Genomic DNA, 11,732 nt, shown 5'->3' with positions numbered 1-11,732 from the left:
GGATAGAGGACGTGGTCGGCGTCCTGGTAGGTGTAGCCAAGCTCGCTGCGCAGGTGCGCGCCGCTGTTGACGCCCAATTTGAGCCAGCCGGTGTTCATCTCGTAGGCGCGCGAATCGATCGCTTCGGGGCGATAGTTGGCGACCTCGGTCTGGCGCTTGCCGTCACCGGAACGGGGGGAGAGGGAGTACTTGTAGGCGTAGCCGGCCAGCACGTCGTAGGCGTCGCTGCCATAGGCGGCGCTGGCCGCGAGGTTGGTCAGGTCGAAGGAGCCATAGGTCAGGTTGACGCTGCTGCCGAAACCGTGGGCGGGGCGCCTGGAGACCGCCTTGACGCTGCCGCCGATGCCGCCGGGGCTGGTGATGTCGTAGGGGCCCTTGATCACCTCGACGCTCTCGACCTCGGCGAAGTCGAAGTGGAAGGCGGGCGGGTCCATGCGCGCCGGGCAGGCGCCGTGGATGCGCACGTCGTCGATGGTGACGTTGATGTTGTCACGCTGGAAACCGCGCAGCACGATGTCGTTGGCGATCGCCCCCTTGCGCACGGTGTTGATGCCGCCGAGCTGCTGCAGCGCCTCGCCGATGTCGCGGGCCGGGCTCTCGCGCACCTCGCGCATGGTCAGGCTCTCTTCGATCGACGACTGCTGGTCGCCGCGAATATTGATCTCTTCGAGGAGCAGCGGTTCGGCGGCCGGGGCGAGCCGGGGGGCCAGGAGCAGGGCGCTCACCGCCAGGGTGAGCAGGATGCGATGAGATGACATGAACAGGACCCTCTTCTGCCTCGGGGCTCGGCCGGCTTGCTGCAGTGAGGCTGGCTGCAACGCGGCAACAGGGTGAATCAGCGCAACTGGAAAGCGACCGGCAGAATCAACTCTGCGGCGACTGGCGGTGGTGGAAAGGGGGCGGCCCGGTCGACCGCGGCCAGGGCCTGGCGGTCAAGCAGAGGCCGGCCCGAACTCTGTTCAATGCGCAAATGCTCGATCTGGCCGTCGGCGCGGATCAGGAAGGCGACGCGGGTCTCGCCCTCCCAGCCGTTGCGCCTGGCGACGGCCGGGTAGTTGAGCCGCTGCAGCACCCGGTCGCGGATATAGGCGAAGTTGGCCGCAAGGTAGTGCGCCTGGGCCGCGGCCGGGGAGGTCGATCCTTGAGTCAGGGGTGTGGCCGGTTCTTCGGCCACCCGGTCCGCCGTCTCTGCATTCTGACCGGGAAGGGAAGACTCGGCCACGGTCGGGACCGGAACGGGGAGAGCGGGAGGATGTGGCGCCAGGACCGGTTGCGGCAGTGCTGCCGGGGCGACCGGCGCTTTTCGTGCCGGAGCCTGGGGTGGCCGGGGCGCCGGGCGGGGCGCTCGCGGCGCTGGGGGCGGTAAGATGCGGTTCGTGGTCGGCGCCGCGCTGCTGAGATTGAACTCGATCCGCACTTCTGAAGACGTCCTGCGCTCGCCGCCGGAGGCCGAGGCAACGGAAACGCCAGGCCGTGAAAGAGCAGCGATGCCAGCAGGGAGAGGGAAAGGGGAGCGCCCCCCCGCATCATCCGGTCCATGGCAGCTCCTTTCGGGAGCGCTTGCGCTGGCGCGTCTGGGCGAGGACGAGCAGGCCGGACAGTAGCGCAGATGACATGGAATTCCCTCCCGGGACGATATAAAGTAAGGCAGGTTTTGGTGTGATTGAATTGTGATAACGGTCTAAATCTATAGCGGAAAAAGTTTGGCCAACAACAGAATAATTTTGAAAGTAACAAAAATAATGTTACATTGTTCACAATTTAGGTGGGGGAGGAGGAACGAGGGGATGCGAAGCGCGCAGCGCAGGAAAGAGATTCTCGGCCATGCTCAAGGCCAAGGGAATTTCGGTGGGGGAGATCGCCGAACGTTTCGGCGTTTCGAAGATGACCGGTCACCGCGATCTCGAGCAGCTCGAACAGCGCGGCGCGATCAAGCGCATTTTCGGCGGTGCCGTTCCGGTGGTTGAACGGACTGGCGCCGCCCATCCTGGCGGCGATTCCTCGCTGTCGCGGGTCTGCACTGTCTGCCGGCGCCCGCCCCCGGCCAACCTGCTCTATACCATCACCCTGACCAGCGGCGAGCAGCGTTTCGCCTGCTGCCCGCACTGCGGCATCTCCGCCCAGCTGGTGCTGCGGGACCAGGTGTCGCTGGCGATGTGCGTCGATTACCTCAGCGGACACCCTCACCCGGCCCTGGATTCCTACTTTCTGCTCGGGAGTTCGGCCGCCCCCTGCTGTCACCCCTCGCTGCTGACGTTCAGTGATCTCGAGGTGGCACGACGTTTTCAGACCGGCTTCGGCGGCAGCCTGGGGAGGATGGACGATGCGATGGAGTTTCTGCAGGTGGCGATGGGCGCCGGCAGCGGCTGCCCCAACTGCGGACCGGGGCGGAGCTCGTGAGGCGCGCCGTTACCGGTCCGGCAAGTTAACCGTTGCAATTTCCTGCCGTTTTCTGCACCATCAGGCTTCCCCGTAGGCCCTTAACGGCAACTGGCCCGCTCCCCGTCGCCCGTACAGGAACCGCCCATGACCGAGATCTCCATCGAACTGGTGCCGCGCAATGAAACCTCGCTGCGCCGTGAACTGGACGAGGTCCGGCGCCACTTTCCCGCCGTCACCCGGATCAACATCCCCGATATCCTGCGCTTCGACCTGCGCAGCTGGCAGGGGTGTCGCATTGCCGGCGAATATTTCCCCAGGACCATTCCCCACCTGCGCGCCATCGACTTTGATCCCAACAGCCCGCTGCCGATCTGCGAGAATCTGAGTTGCCGGGAGATCGAGGCGGTGCTGGTATTGACCGGCGACCTCCCCCAGGATATGGGACATAAATGCTACCGCACCAGCTGCCTGGAGATGATCCGCCGTCTCAAACGCGAGCTTCCCGCCCTCACCATCTATGCCGGCATGGATCCCTACCGCAGCGGCATCAAGGAAGAGATCGACTACCTGCGCGCCAAGCAGGATGCCGGTGCCGAAGGGTTCTTCACCCAGCCCTTCTTTGACCTGCGTCTGATGGAGATCTACCAGGGGTTGCTGCCGGACTGCCAGATATATTGGGGGGTCTCGCCGGTTCTTACCGAGAACAGCCAGAATTACTGGGAGAACAAGAATAACGCTGTCTTTCCGCCCGATTTTCGCCCGACCCTGGAGTGGAACCGGGGCTTTGCCCGCCAGGCACTGCAATTCGCCCGCGACCACGACAGCAACCTTTACTTCATGCCGATTCGCACCGATATTGCAGCTTACCTGGACGGAATTCTCTAGGGGCCTTTCCGCTGCCCCCAGAATTGTCCTACCTCAATCCAGAGGATCGAACTGGTCGCGGCTGGCGTAGCACATCGGGCAGACCCACCCTTCCGGCAATTCCTCGAAGGGGACCCCCGGCGCCACCTGGTTCATCGGATCGCCCTGCTCCGGGTCGTAGATGTAGCCGCAACAGCTGCAGATATACCGCATCTTTCCCTCCCTGAATCAATTACTAGACGGCAAAATATTTCGCCTGCGGGTGGTGGACGACAATGGCCGAGGTCGTCATCTCCGGTACCATCTCGCACGACTCGGTGAGGGTGACGCCGATCTCTTCCGGGCGCAGCAGCGCGAAGAGGGGCCGGTGCGCCTCGAGGTCGGGGCAGGAGGGGTAGCCGAAGCCGTAGCGGGAGCCGCGATAGCCCTGGGCCACGTAGGCGGCCGGGTCGCCGGCACTCTGTTGCAGGCCGAGTTCAATGCGCATCTGCTCATGCCAGTATTCGGCGAGGGCGTCGGTCAGCTCGACCCCGAGCCCATGCAGCATCAGGTAGTCGTGATAGCTGTCGGCCTCGTAGAGGGCCCGCGTCCGTTCGGCGAGGGCGGCGCCGATGGTGACGACGAAGAAACCGACCTTGTCCCCCCCTTCCGCGGCGCTGCGGAAGTAATCGGCGATGCACAAGCCCGGCGCCGCGGCCTGGCGCGGGAAGTCGAAGCGGTAGCCCGCACCGTGGTCGACCAGCAGACTGTCGCCGTCCCGGTGACAGTCGAAGTAACCGTAGGCGACCTGCGGCTGCAGCAGGCCCTGGTCGAGCAGTTCCCGTTTCAGTCGCTCATAGAGGGGGAGAACGGTCTCGTTGGTGAGGGTCTCGTATTCTTCCTTGCTGAGCTTGCCGCGCCGATAGCCCCAGCGCCCGCGAAAGAGCGCGGCAAGGTTGAGGTAGTCGAAGAGCAGTCCCGGGTCGATGTCCGTGACCAGCCGGCGGCCGGCAAAGGGGACGGTTGGCGGTTCGACCGTACGGTCGAGGGTTTCGATTTGCGGCCCCGGGCGGTTGGCGGGGGTCGCCGCCGCCTGCCAGGTGGTCGACTGCAGCGTGCCGGCCTCGAACTCGCGCAGCGCCTTGAGCCCGGCAAAGGCGTCGGCGCAGTAGACCACCGGCTCGGCATAGTTGGGAACGCAATCCTCGGCGACATACTTGCCGGTCAGTGCCGCGCCGCCGAGCAGGACCGGCTGGGTCAGGCCGGCGGCCTGGAACTGGGCGAGGTTCTCCTTCATCAGCAGCGCCGATTTGACCAGCAGCCCGGAGAGGCCGATGATGTCGACCCGGAACTCGCGGGCCTTGGCGATGATCTCTTCGGCCGGCACCTTGATGCCGATGTTGTGCACCAGGTAGCCGTTGTTGGAGAGGATGATGTCGACCAGGTTCTTGCCGATGTCGTGGACATCGCCGGCCACCGTCGCCAGCAGCACCCGGGTACGCCCCTCGGCAGCGAGTTTCTCCATGTGGGGTTCAAGCAGGCCAACGCTCTGTTTCATCACCTCCGCCGATTGCAGCACAAAGGGGAGGAGGAGGTCGCCGCGGCCGAAGAGTTCGCCGACCTCGCGCATCGCCGGCACCAGCAGGGTGTTGATGATATCGAGCGGCCGCCAGCGGCCCCGCAGTTCACTGAGCAGGTCCTCGAGCCCCTCCTTCTCCCCTTTCAGCACCTTCTGCCGCAGCAGTTCCTCGGGCCGCAGCACCTCTCCGCTCTCTTCGTTCTCCTCCACCGCCTGCTCGAAGTGATCGATGAAGTCCATCAGCGCCGACTCCCTGCGGTTGTAGAGGAGGTCGAGGCAGAGGGTGCGATCGGCTTCGCTGATCGCCGCGTAGGGGAGGACCTTGGCGGCGTCGACGATGGCGGTATTGAGCCCGGCGGCGACCGCTTCGTGGAGGAAGACCGAGTTAAGGACCTTGCGCGCCACCGGCCGCAGGCCGAAGCTGATATTGCTGACCCCGAGGGTGAAGCCGACGCCCGGCAGCTCACGCTTCACCTGTTTGATCGCCGCCAGGGTTTCGATGGCGGCGTTGCGCATCTTTTCATCGCCGGAGCCGACGGTGAAGGTGAGAAGATCGAAGAGGAGATCCTGCGGCCGCAGCCCGAAGCGGTGAACCGCCAGGTCGTAGATCTCCCGGGCGACGGCGACCTTTTTGGCACAGGTCAGGGCCATCCCCTCGACGCTGATGGTCAGGGCGACCACTGCCGCACCGTACTTTTTCGCCAGGGTGCAGATCCGTTCGAGGTTGGCGCCGCCATCTTCGAGGTTGATCGAATTGATGATCGCCCGCCCGGGATAGCGGGGGAGGATCGCCGCCAGCGTCTCCGGGCTGGTCGAGTCGAGCATCAGCGGCGCCTTGCAGGAGCCGGCAAAGAGTCTGGTCAGATGGATCATGTCGGCGAGTTCGTCGCGACCGGCGTAGGCGACGCAGAGGTCGATGACCTGGGCGCCGCGCGCCTCCTGGTCGAGGGCGATTTTCAGGCAGCCGTCCCAGTCTTCGGCGAGGAGCGCCTCGCGGAAGGCCTTGGAGCCGTTGGGGTTGCAGCGTTCGCCGATGAGCAGCGGCGGGATCTCCTGGTGCAGCTCGACGGACTGGTAGAGGCTGGCGACGGCCGGTTTCATGCGCTCACCTCCCGGATTTTCGGTGTCACCCCGGCGAGTATTTCAGCGAGGGCGCGGATGTGGGCGGGGCTGGTGCCGCAGCAGCCGCCGACCACGCTCACCCCCTGCTCGGTGACGAAGCCGTGCATCTGCGTGGCAAAATCGTCCGGAGACAAGGGGTAGACCGTCGCGCCGCCCACCACCTGCGGCAGCCCCTGGTTGGGGATACAGGAAATCCGCCCCGGCCAGTGGTGGCTGAGATAATTGATGTGCGAGGTCATGTCGCGGGGCCCGGTGGCGCAGTTGAGGCCGAGGGAGAAGAGCGGAAAGGGTTCGAGGGTGGTGACGACCGCGGCGATGTCGGTGCCGAGGAGCATCGTCCCCTGCTGTTCGATCGTCACCGAGACCAGCACCGGCAGCTCCAGGCGGGCTGACGCCAGCACCTCGAAGACGGCGACCAACGCGGTCTTGGTCTGCAGCAGGTCCTGGCAGGTCTCGACGATCAGGCAGTCGACGCCCGCTTCGAGCAGAGCTTCGACCTGCTCGCGGGTCGCCGCGGCGAGCTCGGCGACCTCGATGTGTCCCAGCGAGGGGAGCTTGGTCCCCGGGCCGATGGAGCCGGCGACATAGCGCTCCGGCCGGCCGGCGCTGGCGGCGCGGGCGTTGGCGACCGCCTGGCGATTGATCTCCTTCACCCGCTGCTGCAGGCCGTACTCGGAGAGCACCACCCGCGAAGCGCCGAAGGTGTTGGTCTCCAGGACCATCGCACCGGCATCGAGCATCTCGCTGTGGAGGCGGACGATGACCTCGGGAGCGTTGATATTGAGAATCTCGTTGCACCCTTCGCACCCCTGCCAGGCGGTGGCGGGGATCACCATCTGCTGCAGGTTGGTGCCGCAGGCGCCGTCAAAGATCAGAATCGGGTGATCAGCAAAGGTCATCTTCGGATTTTTCCTTGAATGTAGCGGGGGAGGCTGCGCTCCGCCCGGAGTGAGGAGCAATCATAACCGAAGGGGGCCGGAATGGAAAGACGCGGAAAATCCTCAAGGAATCTTTCCCGCTTCCTTGCTCCGGTGGCAGGGAAATTCCGGACCGGCAAGCTCCTGATGAAAAAGGCGGGGTACCGTTCCCGGCACCCCGCCCCCTGCTCCCGGGCTATCCTCGGGTCCACTCCTCGTAGAGTTCCGGGTTGAAGCCGATGACAAAGTCATTGCCAACCCGGTAGGTCGGGGCACGCAGGTTGCCGCTCGGTCCCATCGCCGCTTTCAGGACTTCTTCTTTCTCCCTGGCGACCTCTTCGAAGCACTGGAACTTTTTCCCCTTGGCGACGGTGACGGAATGGGCGGACTTCAAGAGGGCCCATGCCTGGTCGGCATCAAATCGCGTCAACCGGGCGTCGACGACTTCTTTCGGCTCGAGCTGCCTGTTCCCAAGAAACTCCTGGGCATTAATGCAGGACGTTCAGCCTTTTCGCAGGTAAGCCCAATCGATTTTCATGCTTTCCTCCCAGATCAATGTTTGACCAAGCATAGCATAACAGGGTGGCCGTCTGAAGGTTCCTGCTGCGAATCGGCCCTGTCCAGCTCCGTGGAGGTTATCCGTCGAGCCATTGTCCGCCGGAGGGAAGGGAACCTCCGGGAGGGATTTCCGGGGCAATTTTCTTATCGGTTCAGGCGAGCGCAATAATCAATTCCTGCCGTTAAGGTAGCGGGTCAGCCGCAGCAGCAGCCCCTGCTCGGTCAGCAGCGCTCCATGCGGGCAGAGCTCCTGGCAGCAGAAGCAACGGATGCAGCGGGCGTAGTCGATCTCCAAAGCCTCATCGGTGATCTGCATCGCCTGCGGCGGGCAGTGCTCCACGCAGAGTCCGCAACGGACGCATTTGGTATGGTCGGGTGACGGCCGGGCGGTGAGCGCGTTTTTCAGCGGCCGCCTGATGAAGGCCGGCAGGCCGAAGTTGACGTCGGTGGTCCTGGCGGGTCGGAACTGGCTGACCTGTAGCTCTTCCAGCACGGCTCCGAAAATATCGACTCCGGCCAGGTCGCTCCCTTCCCGCCCGGATTGAGAGGCGACCTTCTGCGTCCAGTTGACCTTTGGTCCGAGACCGAGCAGGGCGGCGGCGACGGTATCGACGGCCAGCGGGTTGGCGCCGGCGAGGAGGGCGCCGACCAGGACCGGGTCGCCACTGCCGGGGCCGTCCCCCTCCATGGCGACCACCGCGTCAACGATGGTCAGCGCCGGGGCGATCTGCTCGGCCAGTTCCAGCAGCATCAGCGCAAAGAAGGCCTTGTCGGTGCCGGCCTGGAGGTGGAGGCGCACCTTGCGCATGCCGACCACCGCGCCGAAGAGGTTCTTGACGCCGCAGGTCAAGCCCATCATCTGGTGGGTCTTGAGCTTCGGCAGATTGATGATCACCTCGGCGTCGAGGACGTCGCGGGCGAGCTCCAGCTCATGAAAGGTCCCCTGGCCGACGCGGACCCGCACCGACTCGCTGAAGGGGGCGAAACGTGCACCCTCCTCCTCGATCACCTGCAGCAGCCCGCAGCGCCGTGCGACCTGCTCGGGGGAACCGACGCCGGGGGAGTCGCCGACGCTGACCAGGCCGCCGGCGGCGCGCACCGCGCGAATCACGGCGCGCAGGATTTCCGGGTGGGTGGTGACCGCCTTCTCCGGCGCCTTGCCGGCGAGCATGTTCGGTTTGAGCAGCACCTTCTGGCCGGGGCGGACAAAGGTGGCGATGCCGCCGAGGGGGGCGAGGAGTTGGGCGAGGGCGGCACTAACGGCGGGCGGGCGGTAGTCGGCCAGTGCCTGGAGGCTGACGGCTGGTTTCATCCGGGCAGAATCTTCAGTTGCAGCGAGCGCCGGCGCGGGCCGTCGAACTCGCAGAAATAGAGGCCCTGCCAGGTGCCAAGGACGAGGTCGCCGCCGGCGAGGATCAGCGTCTCGCTGGCGCCGACCAGAGTCGCCTTGAGATGGGCGGCGCTATTCCCTTCGGCGTGCCGGTAGTTGTCGGCGAAGGGGACGATCTTGTTCAATTCCATCACCAGGTCGGTGACGACGTCCGGGTCGGCATTTTCATTGATGGTGATCGCGGCGGTGGTGTGGGGGACGAAGAGGCAGACGAGGCCGTCGCGCACCCCGCTGGCGCGGACGCTGGTTCGCACGGCGGCAGTGATGTCGATCAGCTCCACCTGGGCGCGGCTGACGATCTCAAGGGAGGGCATGCTCGGCTCCGGTTGGCGCTGGGGCAGAAGGCGATGCACACAGCCCTTCAATGAGGGCGTCGAGGGCGCTGGGGCAGTAAAGGATGCCGACGTGTCCCATCCCGGAAAGTTCGATGTTGCGTACTCCGCCAAGACGGGCACTCTGCCAGGGGAGGACGATGTTGTCGTGGCAGCTGCAGATGGCGGTGACCCGCTCGGGGCGCGGCAGGGGGGCCGCGTTGAGGCGGTTGAGGAAGGCGGAGCCTGGCACCAGCGCCTCGCCGAGCCGGGAGACGGCAAAGGGGGCGAGCTTGGAACCGTGGTTGGGCGCGGCGAGGAGGACGCAGCGGTCGATGCGTTCGCCGCCACCCCGGAGCTGGAGATAGTTGCGGGCGATGATGCCGCCCATGGAGTGACCGACGAGGTGGACGCGGTCGCCGGCCCCTGCCAGGCGCAGTTCGTCGATCTTCAGGGTCAGGCGTTCGGTGAGGCTTTCGATATCCTTCCAGGGGGGGAGATTGATGGTGTAGAGGTTGCGCAAGCCCTTGCGCCGCAGGCGGAACTTGACCCACAGCCAGCAGGCCCGGTTATGAAACAGCCCATGCAACAGGATGACCGGGGGACCGCCCCCGGGATCGAAGGGGGCCGGCCTGGGCGCCACCCAGCCAAAGGGATGCAGCAGAAGGGTGACGATCAGAAAAAAGGCTTCCTGCAGCAGCAGGCGGACGGCAAGCCAGAGCCGCTCCGGCGCGAAGCGGCCGGGGACCAGTTCCGGCTGGGCGCTGGCGCTCTCATACCAGGCAATGGCGTAAGAGAGTAGAACCACCAGTCCTGCCGCGCCGCCCAGGGCGCCCAAAATGACGAAAATAATCAACATGTTCCCTCCTGTCTGCGGCAAGTATGGCATGCCAGGCCGGGGTCGTCAATCGTCCCCCCGCCTCTTGTGCCGCCGGCGCGAGAATGCCATAATTCCGGCAGACCCGCCCAACCTCAACCGGGAGCTATCTGTGGACCGCCTGTTGGAACGCTTTACCCAGCACCTGAGCGTCGAACGGAACGTCTCACCCCATACCCTCGATGCCTATCGCCGCGACCTGCTCGGGTTCAATGCCTTTCTACATCACGAGCTGAAATGGGAAGAAGTGGACGCCGCGCTGTTGCGGCGCGTCGATCAGATCGTCCTGCGCCGTTACCTGGCCCTGCTGCACCGCAGTTGCAAGCGCTCGACTATCGGCCGGAAACTGGCGGCGCTGCGCACCTTCTTCCGCTACCTGGTTCGCGAAGGTCTCCTCGAGGTCAACCCCGGCGAACTGGTCGGGACGCCGAGGGCGGAGAAGTATCTGCCCAAAACCCTCTCCGTCGACGAGGCCTTCGCCCTGATGGAACGGGACGGCGGTGACCACCTCCTCGGTCTGCGCGACCGCGCGATCGTCGAGACCCTCTATTCCTGCGGCCTGCGCGTGAGCGAACTGACCGGGCTCGACATCCAGGGGCTCGATCTTGCGGCCGGCCTGGTCCGGGTCGTCGGCAAGGGGCGCAAGGAGCGGATCGTCCCGGTTGGTCGCAAGGCGCGGGAGGCGCTGCGTGACTATCTCGATGCCCGCGGCCCGGCGCCCCTCGATGCGCCCCTCTTCATCAACCACCGCGGCGGCCGGCTCACCCCCCGCAGCGTCCAGCGCAATCTCAAGGTCCGGCTGCTGCAGGCCGGCATCCTCAAGGAGGCGACCCCCCATTCCCTGCGCCACTCTTTTGCCACCCACCTGCTCGGGGGCGGCGCCGACTTGCGCGCGATCCAGGAACTGCTCGGCCACGCCTCCCTTTCCACCACCCAGAAGTACACTCAGGTCAGCATCGAGCACCTCGCCCGGGTCTACGACGACGCCCATCCGCGCAGCCGGATAAAAAAAGACAAAAACGGTCAGTAATTCCTTGACACCTCCGGAGCAATCGGTAAACTGGTGCCAATTTGAACACTGACAACCGATTCAACCCCCTGAAAGGAGTAGTACAATGAGCGTTCTGGTTGGCAAGAAAGCCCCCGAGTTCACGGCTGCAGCGGTCCTGCCCGATGGTACCATCAAGGGGGATTTCTCCCTCGCCGATTACCACGGCAAATACATCGTCCTCTTCTTCTATCCCCTTGACTTCACCTTTGTCTGCCCCACCGAGCTGATTGCTTTCAGCCGCCGGATCCAGGAATTCGAGGAACGTGGCGTGCAGGTTATCGGCTGCTCCATCGATTCCCAGTTCACCCACGTCGCCTGGCGCAATACGCCGGTCGAGGATGGCGGTATCGGCGCCGTCAAGTACCCGCTGGTCGCCGACGTCAAGCACGAGATCTGCCGCGCTTACGATGTCGAGTTCGGTGATGCCGGGGTTGCCTATCGCGGCTCCTTCCTCATCGATGAGAAGGGGATCGTTCGTCACCAGGTCGTCAACGATCTCCCCCTTGGTCGTAACGTTGACGAGATGCTGCGCATGGTCGACGCCCTGCAGTTCACCGAGAAGTACGGGGAGGTCTGCCCGGCGGGATGGAACAAGGGGGATGAGGGGATGAAGCCGAACGCCGAAGGTGTCGCCAGCTATCTGAGCAAGAAGGCCGGGAGTCTCTGAAAAAGATTTCTGCAGCCGAAAGAACGAAAGAAAGA

General features: G+C 64.8%; 13 protein-coding genes. 4 read left to right on the top strand and 9 right to left on the bottom strand.

Annotated elements, in window-relative coordinates; translation table 11 throughout:
- Both ACYQ8E_RS02200 and ACYQ8E_RS02195 read right to left on the bottom strand, forming a co-directional pair.
- The coding region (locus ACYQ8E_RS02200) for a TonB-dependent receptor plug domain-containing protein (protein WP_459860003.1) at window positions 1-758 on the bottom strand (758 nt) is incomplete at its 3' end.
- 77 nt (window positions 759-835) lie between these two features.
- Complete coding sequence (locus tag ACYQ8E_RS02195; RefSeq protein ID WP_459860001.1) at window positions 836-1,417, bottom strand: energy transducer TonB; 582 nt, start codon at window positions 1,415-1,417, stop codon at window positions 836-838.
- Window positions 1,418-1,824: 407 nt separating this feature from the next.
- Between ACYQ8E_RS02195 and ACYQ8E_RS02190 the strand changes: the two genes are divergently transcribed.
- Complete coding sequence (locus tag ACYQ8E_RS02190; RefSeq protein WP_459859999.1) at window positions 1,825-2,400, top strand: DeoR family transcriptional regulator; 576 nt, start codon at window positions 1,825-1,827, stop codon at window positions 2,398-2,400.
- A gap of 126 nt (window positions 2,401-2,526) precedes the next feature.
- Entirely contained in the window at window positions 2,527-3,267 is a 741-nt protein-coding gene (locus ACYQ8E_RS02185) for a methylenetetrahydrofolate reductase (protein ID WP_066727806.1), read from the top strand.
- A 33-nt stretch (window positions 3,268-3,300) separates the two neighbouring features.
- Here the strand turns inward: ACYQ8E_RS02185 and ACYQ8E_RS02180 are convergent, their stop codons facing one another.
- The 7 genes from ACYQ8E_RS02180 to ACYQ8E_RS02150 form a co-directional block, all read right to left on the bottom strand.
- Complete coding sequence (locus ACYQ8E_RS02180; RefSeq protein WP_066727805.1) at window positions 3,301-3,459, bottom strand: rubredoxin; 159 nt, start codon at window positions 3,457-3,459, stop codon at window positions 3,301-3,303.
- Window positions 3,460-3,481: 22 nt separating this feature from the next.
- On the bottom strand, window positions 3,482-5,905 hold the full coding sequence (locus tag ACYQ8E_RS02175) for a methionine synthase (RefSeq protein WP_066727804.1): 2,424 nt from the start codon (window positions 5,903-5,905) through the stop codon (window positions 3,482-3,484).
- A complete protein-coding gene (locus tag ACYQ8E_RS02170) occupies window positions 5,902-6,825 on the bottom strand; it encodes a homocysteine S-methyltransferase family protein (protein ID WP_066727803.1) in 924 nt (307 codons plus the stop codon). The genes ACYQ8E_RS02175 and ACYQ8E_RS02170 overlap by 4 nt, the downstream gene beginning before the upstream one ends.
- Before the next feature lie 214 nt (window positions 6,826-7,039).
- Window positions 7,040-7,336, bottom strand: a complete 297-nt coding sequence (locus ACYQ8E_RS02165; protein WP_258577557.1) for an ArsC family (seleno)protein — start codon at window positions 7,334-7,336, stop codon at window positions 7,040-7,042.
- 234 nt (window positions 7,337-7,570) lie between these two features.
- Complete coding sequence (locus ACYQ8E_RS02160) at window positions 7,571-8,713, bottom strand: DUF362 domain-containing protein (RefSeq protein WP_066727802.1); 1,143 nt, start codon at window positions 8,711-8,713, stop codon at window positions 7,571-7,573.
- Window positions 8,710-9,105, bottom strand: a complete 396-nt coding sequence (locus tag ACYQ8E_RS02155) for a secondary thiamine-phosphate synthase enzyme YjbQ (protein WP_066727801.1) — start codon at window positions 9,103-9,105, stop codon at window positions 8,710-8,712. Before ACYQ8E_RS02155 ends, ACYQ8E_RS02160 begins: the two co-directional genes overlap by 4 nt.
- Window positions 9,092-9,991, bottom strand: coding sequence for an esterase/lipase family protein (locus tag ACYQ8E_RS02150; RefSeq protein WP_082820337.1), 900 nt, complete (start codon window positions 9,989-9,991; stop codon window positions 9,092-9,094). Before ACYQ8E_RS02150 ends, ACYQ8E_RS02155 begins: the two co-directional genes overlap by 14 nt.
- A 100-nt stretch (window positions 9,992-10,091) precedes the next feature.
- Here ACYQ8E_RS02150 and xerC point away from each other — a divergent pair, with 100 nt between their 5' ends.
- Both xerC and ACYQ8E_RS02140 read left to right on the top strand, forming a co-directional pair.
- Window positions 10,092-11,009 (top strand): tyrosine recombinase XerC, encoded by a 918-nt coding sequence (xerC, locus tag ACYQ8E_RS02145; protein ID WP_066727799.1) that lies wholly within the window; start codon window positions 10,092-10,094, stop codon window positions 11,007-11,009.
- Between the two features lie 85 nt (window positions 11,010-11,094).
- Window positions 11,095-11,697: a peroxiredoxin gene (locus ACYQ8E_RS02140; RefSeq protein ID WP_066727798.1), complete on the top strand. Its 603-nt coding sequence runs from the start codon at window positions 11,095-11,097 to the stop codon at window positions 11,695-11,697.
- Window positions 11,698-11,732 lie beyond the last annotated feature (35 nt).

The sequence above is a fragment of the Desulfuromonas carbonis genome, from assembly GCF_054658035.1.
This window is presented reverse-complemented; position numbering and strand designations above follow the sequence as displayed.